This window comes from Streptomyces sp. NBC_01474 (genome assembly GCF_035918215.1).
Taxonomy (GTDB): domain Bacteria; phylum Actinomycetota; class Actinomycetes; order Streptomycetales; family Streptomycetaceae; genus Streptomyces; species Streptomyces aureus.
This window is the reverse complement of the sequence record NZ_CP109449.1, coordinates 754,875-771,970: the sequence shown is the minus strand read 5'-3', so window position 1 is coordinate 771,970 and position 17,096 is coordinate 754,875. Positions and strand designations below refer to the sequence as shown.

Annotated in this window: 15 protein-coding genes and 2 pseudogenes; 10 read left to right on the top strand and 7 right to left on the bottom strand. The window is 69.3% G+C overall.

The features are described 5' to 3' along the window. Nucleotides 1–143 precede the first annotated feature (143 nt). The 3 genes from OG758_RS03775 (at nt 144) to OG758_RS03765 (ending at nt 4,156) form a co-directional block, all read left to right on the top strand. Nucleotides 144–1,994: a SpoIIE family protein phosphatase gene (locus OG758_RS03775; RefSeq protein WP_326708599.1), complete on the top strand. Its 1,851-nt coding sequence runs from the start codon at nt 144–146 to the stop codon at nt 1,992–1,994. 117 nt (nt 1,995–2,111) lie between these two features. Next, entirely contained in the window at nt 2,112–3,263 is a 1,152-nt protein-coding gene (locus tag OG758_RS03770) for a hypothetical protein (protein WP_326708598.1), read from the top strand. Between the two features lie 200 nt (nt 3,264–3,463). After that, the gene (locus OG758_RS03765) at nt 3,464–4,156 is read left to right on the top strand and encodes a DUF899 family protein (protein WP_326708597.1); all 693 of its coding nucleotides are present in this window, start codon (nt 3,464–3,466) and stop codon (nt 4,154–4,156) included. Between the two features lie 31 nt (nt 4,157–4,187). Here the strand turns inward: OG758_RS03765 and OG758_RS03760 are convergent, their stop codons facing one another. Beyond that, on the bottom strand, nt 4,188–4,364 hold the full coding sequence (locus tag OG758_RS03760; protein WP_326708596.1) for a hypothetical protein: 177 nt from the start codon (nt 4,362–4,364) through the stop codon (nt 4,188–4,190). A 132-nt stretch (nt 4,365–4,496) separates the two neighbouring features. After that, nucleotides 4,497–4,829 carry a hypothetical protein gene (locus OG758_RS03755; RefSeq protein WP_266569625.1) on the bottom strand — a complete coding sequence of 111 codons (333 nt, stop codon included), beginning with the start codon at nt 4,827–4,829 and terminating at the stop codon, nt 4,497–4,499. Between the two features lie 34 nt (nt 4,830–4,863). Between OG758_RS03755 and OG758_RS03750 the strand changes: the two genes are divergently transcribed. Continuing rightward, nucleotides 4,864–5,967: an IS630 family transposase gene (locus tag OG758_RS03750; RefSeq protein ID WP_266569624.1), complete on the top strand. Its 1,104-nt coding sequence runs from the start codon at nt 4,864–4,866 to the stop codon at nt 5,965–5,967. A 138-nt stretch (nt 5,968–6,105) separates the two neighbouring features. Here the strand turns inward: OG758_RS03750 and tnpA are convergent. Continuing rightward, nucleotides 6,106–6,495, bottom strand: a pseudogene (gene tnpA / locus OG758_RS03745) (IS200/IS605 family transposase); the annotation flags it as partial. Nucleotides 6,496–6,545: 50 nt separating this feature from the next. Here tnpA and OG758_RS03740 point away from each other — a divergent pair. From OG758_RS03740 to OG758_RS03725, 4 genes and pseudogenes are all read left to right on the top strand, one after another. Then, on the top strand, nt 6,546–7,703 hold the full coding sequence (locus OG758_RS03740; protein ID WP_406384475.1) for an RNA-guided endonuclease InsQ/TnpB family protein: 1,158 nt from the start codon (nt 6,546–6,548) through the stop codon (nt 7,701–7,703). A gap of 121 nt (nt 7,704–7,824) precedes the next feature. Beyond that, on the top strand, nt 7,825–8,343 hold the full coding sequence (locus OG758_RS03735; RefSeq protein ID WP_326708595.1) for a DUF3592 domain-containing protein: 519 nt from the start codon (nt 7,825–7,827) through the stop codon (nt 8,341–8,343). Nucleotides 8,344–8,362: 19 nt separating this feature from the next. Beyond that, a pseudogene (locus OG758_RS03730) lies at nt 8,363–8,470 on the top strand (DUF1214 domain-containing protein); the annotation flags it as partial. Between the two features lie 67 nt (nt 8,471–8,537). Then, nucleotides 8,538–9,659, top strand: a complete 1,122-nt coding sequence (locus OG758_RS03725) for an alkyl sulfatase dimerization domain-containing protein (protein WP_326715788.1) — start codon at nt 8,538–8,540, stop codon at nt 9,657–9,659. Between the two features lie 93 nt (nt 9,660–9,752). Here the strand turns inward: OG758_RS03725 and OG758_RS03720 are convergent, their stop codons facing one another. The 4 genes from OG758_RS03720 to OG758_RS03705 form a co-directional block, all read right to left on the bottom strand. Next, nucleotides 9,753–10,790 (bottom strand): SDR family oxidoreductase, encoded by a 1,038-nt coding sequence (locus OG758_RS03720; RefSeq protein ID WP_326708594.1) that lies wholly within the window; start codon nt 10,788–10,790, stop codon nt 9,753–9,755. Between the two features lie 25 nt (nt 10,791–10,815). After that, the gene (locus tag OG758_RS03715; protein ID WP_326708593.1) at nt 10,816–11,274 is read right to left on the bottom strand and encodes a MerR family transcriptional regulator; all 459 of its coding nucleotides are present in this window, start codon (nt 11,272–11,274) and stop codon (nt 10,816–10,818) included. A gap of 133 nt (nt 11,275–11,407) precedes the next feature. After that, nucleotides 11,408–11,989 (bottom strand): TMEM165/GDT1 family protein, encoded by a 582-nt coding sequence (locus OG758_RS03710; protein ID WP_326708592.1) that lies wholly within the window; start codon nt 11,987–11,989, stop codon nt 11,408–11,410. 618 nt (nt 11,990–12,607) lie between these two features. Next, a complete protein-coding gene (locus OG758_RS03705; protein ID WP_326708591.1) occupies nt 12,608–15,760 on the bottom strand; it encodes a discoidin domain-containing protein in 3,153 nt (1,050 codons plus the stop codon). A 338-nt stretch (nt 15,761–16,098) separates the two neighbouring features. Between OG758_RS03705 and OG758_RS03700 the strand changes: the two genes are divergently transcribed. Then, nucleotides 16,099–16,656, top strand: a complete 558-nt coding sequence (locus OG758_RS03700) for a TetR/AcrR family transcriptional regulator (protein ID WP_326708590.1) — start codon at nt 16,099–16,101, stop codon at nt 16,654–16,656. After that, a complete protein-coding gene (locus OG758_RS03695) occupies nt 16,653–17,012 on the top strand; it encodes a DoxX family protein (protein WP_326708589.1) in 360 nt (119 codons plus the stop codon). Before OG758_RS03700 ends, OG758_RS03695 begins: the two co-directional genes overlap by 4 nt. The last annotated feature ends 84 nt before the right edge of the window (nt 17,013–17,096 follow it).

Genomic DNA, 17,096 nt, shown 5'->3' with positions numbered 1-17,096 from the left:
TCCGCCCGGAGTTCGTCACGCACACCAGCGGACTGTTTACGCATGTTTGTCATATTATAAGGGGCGCGAAAATACTTCTCCCGCCGCTGTTGGCGCACACAGGGGGCGTCGTGATCCCGTTGCCCGCACACTCAGCAGATTTCGTGTGCAGCAAGGAGTTGCCGGCGAACCAGCTCGCGTCCGCGCAGGCGCGAAGATTCCTGCGTGAGGTGCTCACGGGCCGGTTGACGTCCACCGCGACGCCGCCCGGCCAGGACCCGATCCCCGCTCCCGGGACGGTCCCGCAGGGGCTCGTCGACAACGCCGTTCTGCTGGTCAGCGAGCTGGTCACCAACGCCGTCGTGTACGCCGGCACCGACATCGACGTCGTCTGCCGCCTGGAGCGGCACCCGAACGCCGGTATTGCCGTCGTCGTGGAGGTCGCGGACCGCCACCCCTCCAGAGGCGTACGCGGCGCGGCCGACGCCCGGCACGGTGAGCCCGGCTACGGCCTCCAGTTGGTGAGCGCTCTCTCTCAGGCCTGGGGCGTGACCTACCGCCGGTCGGAGAAGCGGGTGTGGTTCCGGCTGGAGTCCTCGTCGGCGGAGCCGGGACCCGCGAAAGAGGCCACACCGGCCCGTACCCGCGAGATCGACGCACCCCGCACCGCGCAGGCCGCACCCGGCGCGGTGCGCCCGCCGGAACCCCTGGCGCGCAGCCATGGCTACGCCGCCGAATGGGTCGACCGCAGCGGCCCGTCGTTCCTCGCCGAGACCAGCGAGCTCCTGGCCGGGCAACTGGACCAGGCCATGGTCGCGGCGCTCGCGGCCCAGCTGCTCGTACCCCGCCTGGCCGACTGGTGCGGCATCTGGCTGCGAACCCAGGGGAGAGGGCTGCAACTCGCCAGGGTCTGGCACGTCGACGAGCGGCGCATCGTGCCGCTGCGCGAGGAACTGGAGCGGACCCCGCCGTCCGCCGGCATCCGCGCCGGAGGCACGCCCTGGCCCTGGCCGGAGAGCGGCGGGTCCGACCGCGCGGGCGGGTCGGCGTTCGCCTTCCCGCTCACCGTCCGTGACACCGACGTGGGGGTACTCCTGCTCGGCCGGACGGGGCAGCTGCACATGACCGACGCGGTGGTGCGGATGGTGGACGACGTGGCCCGCCGCGTGGCACAGGCCGTGTACACCGCCCGCCAGTACACGAGACAGACGACCATCAGCGTGGCGCTCCAGCGCAGACAGCTGCCGACGTCCCTGGCCCGCATCGCGGGAATCGACAGCGCGATCGTCTACGAGCCGCACGGCGAGGGCCAGACCGTCGGCGGCGACTTCTACGACATCTTCCCGAAGGGCGAGGGCCGCTGGTGCTTCCTGCTCGGGGACGTGCAGGGGAAGGACCCGGAGGCGATGTCCGTCACCGGCCTCGCCCGGCATCTGGTGCGGCTCCTGGCGCGCGAAGGCCACGGCGTCGAATCGGTTCTCGACCGGCTGAACACCGCCATGGCAGAGGAGAGCGCAGAAGCGCTCACGGCCGACGGCGAGCAGGCGGCCACCCGCTTCCTGAGCCTGTTGTACGGGGAGCTGGCCGTCGAGCCGGGCGTGGCAGGAGCCCGCTGCCGGGTCGCCAGCGCCGGTCACCCTCCGCCCCTCCATCTGTTCACCGACGGCAGAGTGGAACCGGCCTGCGAACCCAGGATATTGCTCGGCATCGACGAGGGCGCCGAATTCCGTGCAAGCACCTTCCATCTCGCGCCCGGCGAAACGCTGCTGTGTGTGACCGACGGCGTCACCGAACGACGCCGTGGCAACTGGCAGTTGGACGACGACGACGGTCTCGCGGATGTACTGCGCCAGGGCATGGGACTCGGCGCGAAGGCGCTCGCGGAGCATGTGCGGCGAGCGGCGCACGACTTCGGGACGGGCCCGGTGGAGGACGACCTGTCGGTACTGGTGCTCCAGGCGCCGGCGGTCGACGCGCGCACGTGCCACGCTCCGAAGCCGCCACCCCTCGCCTGACGTCGGGGTTCGGGCCGCTCCGCCGCGATTAATGCAAGTCGGGGACGGGGTTCCCCTTCCATCGGCAGGTGCAGGGACCATACTGGTCGAGCCCCCGATCACCCACAGAACGATTCCATGGCCAAGAACAGCAGCTCCCCGACCACCGCCCCCGACACCGCGTGGCTGGGGCGCGGGCGCCATCTCGGGCCCGAGCCCGAGCAGGACGTCCGGCGCAACCTGATCGCCCTCAAGGCGGCCGGGGTGCTCGACGACTTCCTGGACCTCGACCCCGTCGAGGCAGCCCGCTCCACCGCCCTGCGCCCGCGGGACGAATCCGCCGACCCCGGTCCGGCGGCCCGCCGTCTCTTCGAGGTCCGCTGGCGCGTCGCCGACGACGTCACCGTGCGCGCACAGCTGACGACGTACGACCCCGAGGTCCGCCGCAAGGAGGGCGAGGGCGTCATCTGGGTCCTCGCCGCCGAGGCGGAGCGGGCGTGGGACGCGCACTGGCCCTCGCCCGCCACCATGTTCTGGCCCGACAGCGACCGGGTCGACTGGGACCACGACACAGTGCCCGGGGTCCGCCTGCGGGCGGCGAACTATCTGCCGAAGGACGACGACGAACTGCGCCACCGGCTGCGGGACTGCACCCGCAACAGCTGGTTCATCCATGTCGTGGTGCACGAGGCGATGACGCCGGACGCTATGGGGCAGAAGCCGGTCTCGGCGTTCCTGCCGCCCAGCCTGCGGCACCGAGTGGTCGAGCACCGGGGTACGCCGGACCAGGCCCAGATCGCGGACTTCGCGATGAAGCGGGAGCTGAGCGTGAGGATGCCGCGCGGCGGTGCCGTCGTCCTGCCCGCGGTGCCGCCCGTCCCGGGCTACGAGGCGGACCGCCTCACAGTGCGCAGCGTCTTCCTGGACGGTTCCGAACCGACCGAACTCCTCGACAGGATCAAGGAGTTCGCCGCACTGCCGAGGCCACTGCCCGTCGAAGCCGAGCGGGCCCTGACGCGACTGCGCCAAGGCTGGCACCTGCTCACCCCGGACGAGGAGCTGGTCCACGCCCAGGGCATGGTCGCCAGGTACGCCGAGGCGCTGGAGGCCATGACGAAGTCGTGCGACCTGTACCGGGAGGCGGCGGAGGCGGCGCAGGCCGCTCTGGCGGAGGTGACCGGCGGCGCGGGTGTGCCTCGGCCGGCCGACCCGGGCTCGGCCAGACTGGACGGCTCGCCGCTGACCGCCCTCACGAAGGCGTTCGGCCGCTTCCGGGGCCCGAACAAGTAGGGGGCCGACGCTCTGGGGGCAACGGCAGGGCGGTAGTCCGGCCAGTTGGCTGACCATGCGGGGCCCCACAGCTGACCATGCGGGCTCTGAAGATGCCGGTTGCCGTCGCCGGTGCGATCTTGCTGGGGGACGACCGATGACTTCCGGCCGCCCCGGGAGTCATCACTCCCAGACAGGCACCAGATCCGTCCGGAGGCACCATGTCCACCACCGAAAACGCCCTGCCGTCCGTCGTCGACGCGGCCACCTGGCAGAAGGAGCTGGCGGCGCTGCGCGTCCGGGAGAAGGCCGCCACCCGGGAGCTCGACGCCATCGCCGCCCAGCGCCGCCAGCTGCCGATGGTCGAGATGCCCGACTACGTACTGGAGGGCGAGGACGGCCCGGTCCGCCTCGCGGAGATCTTCGGCGACCGCCCGCAGCTGATCGTCTACAACCACATGTGGTTCGAGGACGCGGAGTGGCAGTGCAGCGGCTGCACCGGCTTCACGACCCAGTTCACCCGGCTCATGGGCCTGGAGAAGTTCGATGCCCGGTTCGTGATCGTCACCCAGGGCCCGATCGAGGAGGCGCTCGCCTACAAGCGCAAGGTCGGGAACGAGATGACGTGGTACTCGACGGCCAACAGCTCCTTCGGCAGCGACGTCGGCGCCCCGCCGAACGCCGGATTCGGGGTCAACGTGTTCCTGCGCGACGGCGACAAGGTGTACCGGACCTGGCACACCGACGGTCGCGGCGTCGAGCAGTTGAGCTATCTGTTCGGCCTGGCCGACCTGCTCCCGTACGGCCGCCAGGAGGAGTGGCAGAACTCGCCGGAGGGCTGGCCGCAGCAGCCGACGGGCAGTCGGTGGGCGCAGGCGGAGGAGATCGCGGCGGCTTACGGCGGGAACAGCTGACCTCGCCCGTCCATGGTGTCCCTGTGCGCGCTCAGCTGACGCCCGTTACGTCCCGCGCGACGGAGGAGACGGTGGTGGTGCACCACCAGCCGTGCACCTTGACGATTCTGACGTTGTCGCACTCGGCCCGGCCGGTGGGTGCGCGATCGGCATTGCTCCGGACGCACTTGGGGTCCTTGGGTGCGGCGTCGACCTCACCGATCGTCATGCGCAGGGATCCTTCGGGCAGTTCCTCGGCCCGCCCTCACGTCGTGAATGACGTGGGGGGCGGGTGCGCGGCGGTCTTTGCACTTCAGCAGGATCTAGTGCTGCCCCGCGCAAGTTCGTGGAGGGGTGTTGATCAGGGTGTCGGGTCGCCGAGGTAAAAGCCGCAGGCGCAGTCCAGGGCGTCTTCGGGTGAGCCGAAGGGCAGTCCGGTGGGCAGGAAGTTGTCCTCGTACTTGCCTCGGCTGGCGAGGTAGAGGGCGAAGCCCCAGGTGTGCAGGACGCCGGTGAAGCGCAGGCGGCACAGCGGCAGCGGTTCCTCCTCGCCCGGCAGTTCCCCTGCCACGTAGGCGAATCCGGAGCGGAAGCGCACCTGGACGCGGGCGAGCTGGGGCCAGCGTTCCTTGGCGCGGACGTTCAGACGGTGGCGCAGGTGATCCTGCATGGACTCGGGCGGATTCTTCGGCACGGGTCCATCCTGCTGGGTTACCCCCGCATACGCCATGATCATCACTTTGGTCGGGGTGGGCGAGGGTGTGGCCGGGATGGTCGAGGCGGTCGTGGTGGAGTTGGACGAGAGGGTGCGCGAGTGTCTGATCCGTACAGCGGTCTCCCTGAAAGCGCAGGTGCGGGCGGTGCTCCGGGCGCGGATTGTGCTGGCGGCGGGTGAGGGCCTGAGCAATGGGGCTATCGCGCGGGACCTGGCGGTCAGCGTGAACACGGTCCGTAAGTGGCGCGGACGGTTCGCCGCTCTGGGCCGGGACGGGCTGAAGGACGCCGCCCGCTCGGGCCGGCCCAAGGCATACGGGCCCCAGGTGACGGTGGCGATCGTGGCCGCCGCCACCAGTGTGCCCCCGCACCCGGAAGCGACCTGGTCGCACCGCACGATCGCCGCCCAGGTCGCCGGCACTGTCTTCGCCACCATTTCTGCCTCCCAAGTCGGCCGGATCTTGGCCGACTTGGACCTCAAGCCGCACCGGGTCCGCGGCTGGCTCACCCGCCGAGACACCCCTGACTTCTGGGACCGTGTCGCGGACGTGTGCGACCTGTACCGCGACCCACCTGAAGGGGCGGTGGTGCTGTCCATCGACGAGAAGACCGCGATCGCCGCCCGCGCCAGGCGCCACCCCGGTCGTCCCGTCAGGCCAGGCGAGCCCGCTCGCGAGGAGTTCGAGTACCGCCGCCACGGCACCGCCTCGCTGGTCGCCGCCCTGGACGTGCGCACCGGCGAGGTCCTCACCGAGATCATCGCCCGCAACGACGCAGCGACGTTCACCGCCTTCCTCGACCAGCTCGACACGGTCATCGCCCCAGACCAGGACATCCATGTCGTGCTGGACAACGGCTCCTCCCACACCGCCAAACACACCAAGGCGTGGCTCGCCGACCACCCGCGCTGGCACGTGCACTGGACCCCGCCGCACGCCTCCTGGCTCAACCAGATCGAGCTGTTCTTCTCCGTCCTGACCCGCCGCGTGCTGCGACACGGTGACTTCTCCAGCCGCGATGACCTCATCGACAAGCTGGAGAGTTACGTCATCGGCCGCAACGAGACCGCGAAGCCGTTCAGGTGGACCTATGACGGCAGCCCACTCAAGACCGCCTGATCAGGCCCAACACCCCTCCACGAACTTGCGCGGGGCAGCACTAGCGCGGAACCCCGGGCGTTCACGCCCGGGAGGAAGCGGTTCTCTGGACTGCTTTGACCTGCAGGTTTCCAGGGGTCCGCATGGTTGGCCTCGGCCGGGACGCTTCTGGTTCTCGATGTACTCCTTGATGATCGGCAGCGGGGCGCTCCCGCAGGAGGCGGCAAAGTGCGAGGGCGACCAGAAGTGGTCGCCCACAGGTACTTGTGGTTATGTCCGGGAGACTCCTGGCGGAGCCTGCGGGTGGAGGCGCCCTTGAGGGAGCCGACCAGCCGGGACGGGGAGACCTTCGGCGGGTAGCACCAGCAGGTGCAGGTGATCGGTGTCACCGTTGAACTCGGCCAACTTGGTTTCGAAGTCCGCGCGGACGGCGCGCATGACGTCCTCGCAGTGTCGGAGGATCTCGTTGGTGAACGGTCCGCGCCGATATGTGGGTGTGAGGACCAAGTGGGCGTGGAGGGTGTGGACGGCCGTGCGGCCCTTGCGAATATGGGGGTTTGGCTCTCAGCGTGGTGACATATGTCGATACGATCGCCCGTGTGAAGGTTGTCGTGCAGGTGAAGCTGATGCCGCAGGCCGAGCAGGCCGGCGCGCTGTCGGTGACGCTGCACACGGTCAACGAGGCCGCGAACTGGGTGTCGGCGGTGGCGTTCGAGCACGGTGTCCCGCGTGAGTACGAGCTGCGCAAGCACACCTATGGCGAACTGCGGTCGCGGGGACTGGGGGCGCAGGCCGCCCAGCACATCATCAAGAAGACCCGCGATGCCTACACGACGCTCAGGGCCAACATCCGTGCCGGGAATCTCGGCAAGCCTGGATCGAAGCGTCGCCGCAAGGCGGAGTCCAAGCCGATCACGTTTCGGCCCGAGGCTGCGCAGCCGTATGACGACCGGTGTTTGAGCTGGCAGTACGACGCGCGGACGGTGAGCATCTGGACAACTTCCGGGCGTATCAAGAATGTCCGCTTCGCCTGCTCGCCCGACGCTCTCAAGCGGCTTCGGGACCACCGGCGGGGCGAGTCGGATCTGATCGAACGCGACGGCGTGTTCTACCTGCTGGCGACGTGCGACGTTCCCGAGGCCGAGCAGTACGAGCCCGGCCATTTCATCGGGGTGGACCTTGGAATCGCCAACATTGCCACCACATCCACCGGCCACAAATCTGCCGGGCGTGGCCTGAACCGTCACCGTAAGCGGCAACTCGACCTGCGTAGGAAACTTCAGGCCAAGGGCACCAAGTCCGCCAAGCGGTTGTTGAAGAAGCGCAACCGGCGTGAACAGCGTCACGCGAAGAACCAGAACCACATCATCGCCAAGACGATCGTGACCGAGGCTGAACGCACCTCGGCCGGAATCTCCCTGGAAGAACTCAGGGGAATCCGGCAGAGGGTACGGCTCCGCAAGCCCCAACGGGTCGCACTGCACTCCTGGGCCTTTGCCCAGCTCGCAGACTTCATCGTCTACAAGGCCCGCAGGGCCGGCGTCCCCGTGGTCTTCGTCGATCCCGCCTGCACCTCGCAGCAGTGCTGCGAGTGCGGCCACATCGACAAGAAGAACCGGGCAAGCCAGGCCCGCTTCACCTGCCGGAACTGCGGGGTCGTTGCCCACGCAGACCGGAACGCTTCCCACAACATCGCCCGCAAGGGCGTAGCTGTGTGGACTGCGGGGCGTGAGTCACGCGTCCCTGCCACCCCATAAGGGTGTCTGGACGGAGGAGCCCACCCAACAGCCAGTCGGGCGCTACCTCCAAACCCGGTCCTTCAGGGCCAGGTCAAGTTGACATAGCGTCTTCTCACTCCGGACAAGTGAGAGGCATGTTGTGCAGGTTCAGGTACGTGGGCGGCGGAGTGCCGGCTGGTGGATCACGTTCGGGGTCATCGCGTTCGGGACGCTGTTCTTCGTCGCCGGGGCGATCGTGGGAGGGGTGTCGATCTCGTTCGTGACGGATGCGGAGCGCGCCAAGGGAACCGTGGTGTACCTGGAGTGGGAGGGCAGCAACGTCAGCTCGTCCAGCAAGTCACGGCAGAGCAGCGGGCCCACGGCGCACCCGGTGGTCGAGTTCACGCCGGCGGGCGGAGAGCTGACGACATTCCGGAGCTCAATGGGTTCCAATCCACCGGCGTACGACACGGGCGAGCGGGTTGACGTCCTGTACCGCGCCGATGACCCGGGCGACGCGAAGATCGACGGGTTTGTCTCCCTGTGGCTGATTCCGCTGATCTTCTGCGGGATCGGACTGCTGATCGCGGGCATCGGTACGGCCGTTGCGATCGCGACGCGGCGGCGCTCCCGCCTCACCCGCAGCGGATCAGGGATCGCGGTTCCTTCGGCCGGCTGACAGCCCGGCGCGGCAGTTGATGGGCATCCTCGTCGAGAACGACATCAACAGGTACGCGCTCGGGGACAGGACGCCCGGCCTCGCGTACGGAAGCGACGGATCGCTGGACATTCTCGTCCAGCACACAGAGCCCGCCGAAGGCCCCTTGTTCGTCTCGGCATTCGTGGTCAGCATGAACGAATCTCCTCAACGGACTGCAGGGCAACGGTCTCGCCGTGGAGACCGAACAAGGTCTGCTCGTCGTCGACGCTGGACCGGCCCCGCAGCTCGTCCGCCCCGCACTCGACCGGCTGCGCAAGCACACCGACAAGCCGGTCCGGTGGATCGTCCACAGCCACGGACACCTGGGCTACAACTACGGGGTGTCCGGGTTCCTGGAGGCAGCCGAGGAGCGAGGTGAGGCGCGCCCGACGGTGATCGCCCACGAGAACGTCGTACGCCGATACCGCCGTTACCTGGAGACCGCGGGTCTGCAGAATCACTTGAACGCGCGCCAGTTCCGCAGGCCCGTCGGGGACTTCCCGACCGCGCCCCCGCTGACGTTTCCCGACCAGACCTGCACCGAGTCGCTCGCCTTGGGCGGCGCGGGCCGCTCCGTCGGGCTGCTGTGGTCACTGTCGGAGACCGGCGACGTCACCGCGGTGTGGCTGCCCGGGGAACGGATCCTGTACGCGAGCGCGGTCGTGATCAACGGCATCCCCAACATCGGGACCCCGATGCGCACCCTGCGCGACACCGTGCGCCGGGCGGACACCCTCGACAGGCTGGCCGCCCTCGCCCCGGCCATCGTCATCCCGGAGTTCGGTCCGGTCGTCGGCGACGGCGCCGTCGGGGAACTGACCGCCACCGCCGCCGGGTTGCGCTGGCTCCGCGGCGCGGTGGTCGAGCGACTCAACCAGGGCATGACAGTCGACGACGTGGTGCACGACATCGACTATCCGGCCGAACTGTTCGACGTGCCCTGGATGGCGGAGAACTACGGCCATCGCGACTTCGTCGTGCGCGACATCGCACGGTCGGCTTCCGGATGGTGGGACGGCAACCCCACCCACCTGCACCCCTGCCGGCCCACGGTGGCAGCAGGCGTACGGGCCGAGGCAATCACCGACAAGCAGGCGGTACTCGACCACGCGGCCCGTCTCCGCGACGAAGGCCGGGTGCAGGAGGCACTCCTCGTCATCGACCTGCTCGCGCCGGCTCCCGGCGACGACGCCCACGTCGTCCTGGCCCGCAAGCTCAAGTCCGACCTGTGCGCGCTCCGCAAGGAGGAGGTCACCAGCTACGTGTCGTGCAGCTGCTACGGGTCTGCCGACTGAGCGGAGCGGACGCCGAGCCGCCCCCGCCCGAGCTGGTGCCGCCGCGCCCGAGCTGCCCGGCCGGAGCTGAACCGCCCCGACCCGGCCGACTGTCTACCGACCCGGCCGGGTCGATTCGCCTTCGCGGAGCTTGAGCCGAATGAGGCTCTTGGCCGTATCGATGACGGTGGTCGCCGTGTCGCGGGGTGCCCAGTCGAGCACCGTGCGGGCCTTGTCGGTGCGGAGCACGGGGATGCGGCCCAACTGCCGGGCGGCGTCCCGCAGCGCGGGGTTGCCGACGGCGGCCTCGCTCAATTCGTCGGGGGTCAGTTCACGGGTCGGGGTGAGCGCCGCCGCGTCGCCGAGGTGCTCGCGGAGGATGCGGGCCAGCTGGAGGAAGCTGATGGAGGGGCCGTTGGAGGCGAGGAACCGTTCGCCGGCGGCGGCCGGGTGGGCCAGCGCTCGGACGTGCAGGTCCGCCACGTCACGCACGTCGACCACACTGAAGTACACCGGCGGCACGACGGGCATCGAGCCGTCCAGCATTGCCTTGACCAGCCCGGTGGACGCGGACAGGTGAGGGCCGAGAAGGGGGCCGAAGATTCCGCTGGGGTTGATCACCGCGAGTTCGAGTCCGCCGCTCTCAGCCCCGACGAAGTCCCATGCCGCCCGTTCCGCGATCGCCTTGGACCGGACGTAGGGGGTGTTGTCGTCCGCGGGGTCGGTCCAGTCCGTCTCGTCGTAGTCGTCGCCGGGCTTGCGGCTGTAGCCCACAGCGGCGAACGACGACGTCAGCACGGTGCGTTTCACGCCCGCGTCCCGCGCCGCCCGCAGGACACGGAGGGCACCGTCGCGGGCGGGGACGATGAGCTCGTCGGGATCGTCCGGCTGCGCGGGCGGGAACGGCGACGCGACGTGCACCACGTAGGTGCATCCGTCGACGGCGTGGGCCCAGCCCACGTCATCGTTCAGATCCGCTTGTGCGAACTCCAGCCGCCCGGCATGTGGGCCCATCATGGCTCGCACCTCGTCGACCCGGCCCGGCGAGCGGACGGTCGTGCGGACCCGGAAGCCCTCGTCGAGCAGCTGCTTGATCACATGCGACCCCACATGGCCACTGCCGCCTGTCACCAGAACGAGATCGTTGTTCATGGCGTCCGCCTGCCTTTCCTTCTCATCAACGTAGGTCGGCGATGACGGGAGTGATCTCGGTGACGGCGCGCTGCTCAGCCGCGGTGTCCCCACGTTCGCGCGCGGCCCACAGCTCGGCCTTGAGCTGGAGATAGCGCAGCCGGATTCGCATGTGTTCGATCTCCTGGGCAACGCGTTCGGCGTTGTCCTGGAACAACTCGTGCAGGCGCGGCGCGTCACCGGTGTCGAGGTGCGCGAGGTAGGCGCGCATGTCCCGCACGCTCATCCCCGTCGACCGCAGACAGCTCAGCGCCTCGATGGTCTCCACGGCAGCCGGGCTGTAGCGCCGGTGACCGCTGCTCTCGTCGCGGCCCACGGCGCCGATCAGGCCGATCTTCTCGTAGTAGCGCAGAGTCGGCTCGGAGAGCCCGGTGCGCCGCGACACTTGCTGGATCGTGAGCGGTGTGGCGTCGTCGACCGCGCCGGACCTGTACGTCATCGCCATGCCTCGACTTTCCAATACTTGAAGCGCTTGAAGTCAAGGCGCGCCCCTGGATCGTCGCCGGGTGGGTCGATCGGGCGTAGACAGAAGGGCTGAGCGCCCGGCCTCGAGTCCGTCAGACGCTCACGCCGCGGCTTCAGGCGGTGAAGGCCTCGATCAGGGTCCAGATGGCGAGGCCGGCCATGCACGCGGCACCGATGCGCTGCACGGTCTTGAGGGGGACGCGCTTGGCGATGAAACGGCCGACCAGCAGGGCGAGGGCGGAGACCGACATCAGCGCGAGTGCCGAGCCGACGGCGGTGGGCAGCCAGGGGTTGGTGGCGGCCAGGTTGGCGGTGGTGATCTGGGTCAGGTCGCCCCATTCGCTGATGAAGACGGCCATGAAGGCGGTGGTGTAGACGGGCCAGAACCCGGTGACGGTCTTGGCGGCGCCTTCCTCGTCGTCATCGTCCCCGCCGCGGAGCAGGACGACGGCGCCGAAGGCGAACAGGGCGGCGGAGACCAGCTTGACGGCCATGCCGGGAAGCAGACTGAGCAGGCTGCCCGCACCGACGGCGATCGCGACATGCACGATGAAGGCGGTGGAGGTGCCGAACCACACGTACAGCGGCCGCATCCGGGTGCCCATGGCCAGCGAGGCGAACATGGTCTTGTCGGGGAGTTCCGCGAGGAAGATCAGCCCGAAGGCGGTGAGGAACGCCAGGGGGTCGAAGGTCATTGCCTTGCTTTCTGCTGGGGCCGGGCCGTCAGCTCATCGGCACCCACGGGGCGACGGGAGAACCACTCGGCCCGGCACGATGGAACGGCTCACACGTCAATGGGGCCGGATCATGCCTTGGCCGAAGGTCTCGTCCGCCCCCGCACAGTGTGCGGGAGCCCGGGGGCCGGGGTGCTCTGGAGCACCCAGCGTGTCGACCAACGGTTCTCGGGACTACTCCCCTTCGCTGTGATCCAGGCTAACAGGTGGTGTTCCGACCACGTGTTGGCCAGGCGGCGGACCGGGGTGGGGTGAGCAGCCCGCGCGCACTCACCACGGCGTCTGCGGGCGGCAGTTGAGGCGTCATGGTCATCGGCACTCCCGTGGGGGGAAGGGCTGATGGCTGCCGATGAGGGCAACCGCACGCCACCTGAGCGAGGTTCCGCAGGTGACAAAGGGGACGCGTGTGTCACAGCGGGTCGAGGCCCGCGCCGGAGGGCCCGCGCAGCACGGAACGAAGCCAGCGTCACACAGGAGGCGGTCCGCATCCCACAGAACGAAACCCGCACGCCGCACGGCGCGATGAAGGACCCGGGCACCTGCGCGGCCGGGGTCCCTCACGAAGTGAGCCCTACGGGCTCAGCGTCGCACGGAGAGCCGTGTGATCCGGGTGTCGGCGGACATTCGTCCGTCGACCTGCACTGCGACGTATCGCGCAGATGTGTCGAGGGTGAGCTCCCGGTCACGGCCGCGCCCGTCGACCCGGCCCGCACTTCGGTAGTCGACACCGTCGTCGCTGACCTCCACCGCGAGAGCGGGCGCACTGGCGACCGTCCAGTCCACCTCGACCGAGCCCACCTGGAGTCGCGCGCCCAGATCGACGACCATGCGCCCGTCGGGGCCGGGCCGCCACGCCGTCGCCGGATCGCCGTCCACCGCGGCAGCAGGGTCCGACATGCCCGCGGGCAGCGGACTGGTGGGGAACACGGTGCGGCCGAGCGCAAGGTCGTCGAGGGGGAAGGGGGTCGCGCCATGCAGACGGACGGTCGTCTCACGGCCGTGCGACACGACGGCGACCTCGCTGCGATGCTGTCCCTCCACCCGGACGCGGCAGGCGGCGCCGGACAGCCGCACAGTGGCCCCGTCCGTGATCTGCACGCGCAGCCCAGTGGGCAGTCGGCCCACGCCCGACACAGGAGTGACCGTGAACCGGGGCGGGAGCAACAGGGCCTCGGCCGAAAGGAGTTCGGCCTGGTAGGACGTCCCGCTGTCGGTCAGCGTCTGGTCCCCCTGGAACACCACACGACCAGCACCGGACTGCGGCACGTCAACCGTCGTGGTGACTGCGTCGCCCGACAGGTTGAACAGGCTCAGGTGCTCCTCCGTGAACGCCACCTGGATCGCCTTGTTCCCAGTCGTGGGTGAGGCCTTCCGCGCGAGCGCGCGCAGCGTCTTGGCCGACACACCTGGATACCCCTCGACCACCACGGGCGCCGCGGGGCCATCGGCAGCCAGGATCGTGTCGCCGTACACCGCGATCGGATGGTCCGAGCCGCGCACGACAAGGCCGGCCCGCCCGTCGACGTCGAGCCAGCCGCCCCGGCTGCTCACCTCGGGAACCGGCCAGGCCGCCAGGTCCTCCCAGTGCTCGCCGTCGGTCGAACCCTGGACGAGGTAGGCACGCCCGGCCGCCGCTTCCCAGCGCAGCGTGACGCGGTCGACCTCGTGCGCGGCACCCAGGTCCACGGCCAACCAGCTGTCGGCACGAGGACGTTCGGACTTCGCGACCGCCCATCGCGTCGCCAGGTCGCCGTCGAAGGCCAGCTCCGGCCCCTTGCCCGGATCGTACGAGGACGTGGTCGCCGTCCTGCCGCGCGCGAGGTCGGAGCCGTCCGCCCCGTCGCGCACCTCGAACGCGTACAGCGAGTAGCCGTATGTCGGGTCGGGCCGCACCCCGAGCATCCGGATGTGCCGCACAGTGGCGCGGGAGAAGCCCACGTCGTCGACGCGCGCCGCTGCCGTGGTCGCCGTACCGGCATCCTGCGCACGCACGGAGACCTCACCCTCCTCGAAGCGGTACGAGCGCGCGCCGTCGAGGCCGGCCATCCCCGGCATGGTGAGGTTGTGCACCTCAAGGTGCCCTTCACCGGCGGACGTTCCGGAGGTCGCATAGACGACCCCGCCCGTCGGCAGCGTCGTGAAGCCCGCGTAACCGGTGTCCAGACGCAACACGGTGGCACTGCCGTCGAAGCCGTCGCGCTGCGACGTGTACAGCCGGACCGTGCGCTGCCCGACCTTGCCCGTCGTCGCGGGCAGGAACATCGGCGTACCGCCGCTGAGCTTGAACAGCCAGTCGTCGTGGCCCGGTTGCCAGGCGAACTTCACAAAGCCGGCCTTGCTGACCGCGCCTGCCCACGCGGCCCGCGTCTGGTGCGAGACAAGGCCGGGTCCCGTGCCGAAGTCCGCCACTCCCGACGCCTGGGCGAAGAGCGCGTCCTCGGACAGCGGGCGGACCTGGTGGCCGTTCGCAGCCGCCCACACATGCAGCAGATAACTGATGGCCACCTCGGCCCGGGCCTCCGGCTCATATTTCGGCTCACCGGAGAACTTCGCCAGACGGTACTCGGGCGGATACTTCTGGTACGCCTCCAGCCGCTCGGCCAGCGCCTGTTCGGCCCGTGCCGCGGCGCGGTCGCCCGCCACCTGGGCCAGGAACGCGAGGGGGATCACGTCCCTGCCGTACAGATGCTCGCGGTCGTTCACCATCGGCATCAACGGCTCACCGGCGTCACTCATCACCCCCAGCAACGTGCGCCACAGCGGCAGCGCGTTGGGCTGTGCGGTCAGCACCTGCGGCAACGGCTGCCCGGCGGCCAGGAAGTGCGCCGCGTTCCGGCCCGACGTACGCCACAGCTCCTCCTGGTAGTGCGGGCCGAAGGAGCCGTGGTTCTCGACGATGAACGTGTCGTACAGATTCCGGGCCGTATTGCGGGAGACAGCGACGCCGTCGACGAGCGCCGGATTCGCCAGGTCGGCAGGCGGAAGCCCTGCCTCGTTGCGCGACCAGGCGCCGTAGGCGGACTCCCAGTCCGGGCGGCGCGCATCGTCGGGCGCCCACGCGAGGGCGGGTGCGAGGGTCTGCGCGTAGAGCCCCATCTCCTCCAGCTTCGTGTCGCCCACGTAGCCGCCCTGCAGGCCGTTCGGCGTCCAATCGCCCGAGTCCGGGTCGTCGCCGGTGCCCAACTTCGTGGTGTAGGCGGCCTGTTCGCGAACGATGGTGTCGACGTTCGAGCGCGTCGCGCTGTCGAGGTCGTCCCAGAGCAACCGCGCGGCAAGGACGAAGTACGACTGGAACGTGGTGTCGAAGAACAGCTTGCGGCCCCACTGGGTCCCGCCCGTGAGCCGGTTGGACGCCGCGAAGTGCCGGATGGTGGCGAGCGTGCGCGCCTTGAGGATGTCCCGGTCGATGCCGGCGGGCCCGCTGTCGTACGTGCCGTGGGTGAGCAGCACCGCATGGCCGAGGACGACGGCGAATCCGAAGTCCTTGTCCGTGTAGTAGCCCCGTGCCTCGTCCCACTGTGTCTCGGACCAGTGGGTGTGCTGGAGCAGAACGCGGTGGTATGTGGCGGCTGTCTCGTCCGGGGGAGAGGCGGAGCCCGCAGATCCGGCGGAACTGCCGAGTGCCTGGGCGGAGTCCACGCCGACGATGGAGGGCAGGGCGGTCAGGGCGCCCGACAAGCCGAGGAGTTGCAGGATTCTCCGGCGGCCGACCTGCTTGGGGTGGTGCGACATATGCGGGACCTTTCACAAGACAACGTTGTCAGGTGGGGGTGGCGCTCATTCTTCGGCCTGTCGCACGGAGCGTCAATGGGTGGGATCCCGCTGGTGGACCGAGAGGGATGCGGTGTGCGACTGGCCGTGCCGACCTGGAGCCGGAGAGCGCACGACGGCCGCCGCTACCTGGAGCCGGCGTGCGGACGGCGTGCCGGGGCCTCGGCGTCGGACCGGTCGTCATGCTCCGGTGTGGTCAGACCTGTTGCGGTTCGGCGATGAACTCGAGTACGTTGCTGAACATGTTCAGTGAACCTGTTCAGTCACGTGCGGAGCGGCGTGAGTCAAGCCGACAGAAGGTGCTCTCGTCAGCCGAACGGCTCTTCCGGGAGCAGGGGTTCGAGTCGACGACCGTCCGCCAGATCGCCGTCGACGCGGGCGTCAGCGCGGGGACCGTGATGGCGGTCGGAGACAAGGGCACGCTGCTCGTCTCGATCTTCGACGGCTGGATCGAAGCCGTACACAAGGCGCGCAGCAGTGACCACGGCACTGGCGAACCGCCACGCGTATTGACTGACGCCGTCAATGAAGCCATGGCCCTGTTCGAGCCGTTCGTCACCTATTTCGCTCGGAACCGGGAGCTCTCGCGCGAGTACGCCGCGATCATCGTGCGGGGCAGTCATGAGTCGGAGATCTTCCAGAACCTGGCCCTGACCCTGATCGCAGAGGTGCAGGAGGTGCTCGCCCGATCCGGCCTCGGAGCGGACGAGGCCGGATCGGGAGCACGACTCGTCTACTTCTCCTATCTGGGGCTCCTGATGACCGCGGCGAACGGCGCCCTCGACGAGCAGGCCGCGGCTGCCCAACTGCGTGACGTCGTCACGTTCGTCATCAGCAAGTCAGGAGAGGAAGAATGACAGAGACACCCCAAATGTGGTGGCCCACAGCAGTGTTGGCGCTCGTCCTGTTCGGCGACGCGCTGATGTCAGTCCGCCCGCCCGGCTTCATCCAGGGCTGCCTCGACGGGGTCGGCTTCCCCCGCGACTGGTGGTGGACACTGATTGCGATCAAACTGCTGGCAACCGCGGGACTGATCGCCGGACTGAAGTACCACGGGATCGGCTTCGCCGCGAACGCAGGGGTCATCGCCTACTTCCTGGCCGCGTCGTACGCCCACTACCGCGCACGGTTCCTCAAGCAGGAGTTCTGGGTCAACTGCCTTGGCATGCTGGGGCTCTCGGTCGCAGTGCTGGTGTTCTCGTACGCAGTCTGAGGACCCGGGGACGGATTCGGAGCACCGCGGGCAGGCCCGGCATCGGTGTGCCGACTGGAAAGCGACGACGCCGGATCGGCCGTG

Bases quoted from the DNA above. Each gene is read 5' to 3' on its own strand.
- OG758_RS03770 (WP_326708598.1), top strand. From the start codon at position 2,112: ATGGCCAAGAACAGCAGCTCCCCGACCACCGCCCCCGACACCGCGTGG.
- OG758_RS03765 (WP_326708597.1), top strand. From the start codon at position 3,464: ATGTCCACCACCGAAAACGCCCTGCCGTCCGTCGTCGACGCGGCCACC.
- OG758_RS03760 (WP_326708596.1), bottom strand. From the start codon at position 4,364: ATGACGATCGGTGAGGTCGACGCCGCACCCAAGGACCCCAAGTGCGTC.
- OG758_RS03750 (WP_266569624.1), top strand. From the start codon at position 4,864: ATGATCATCACTTTGGTCGGGGTGGGCGAGGGTGTGGCCGGGATGGTC.
- OG758_RS03720 (WP_326708594.1), bottom strand. From the start codon at position 10,790: ATGAACAACGATCTCGTTCTGGTGACAGGCGGCAGTGGCCATGTGGGG.
- OG758_RS03715 (WP_326708593.1), bottom strand. From the start codon at position 11,274: ATGGCGATGACGTACAGGTCCGGCGCGGTCGACGACGCCACACCGCTC.
- OG758_RS03710 (WP_326708592.1), bottom strand. From the start codon at position 11,989: ATGACCTTCGACCCCCTGGCGTTCCTCACCGCCTTCGGGCTGATCTTC.
- OG758_RS03705 (WP_326708591.1), bottom strand. From the start codon at position 15,760: ATGTCGCACCACCCCAAGCAGGTCGGCCGCCGGAGAATCCTGCAACTC.
- OG758_RS03695 (WP_326708589.1), top strand. From the start codon at position 16,653: ATGACAGAGACACCCCAAATGTGGTGGCCCACAGCAGTGTTGGCGCTC.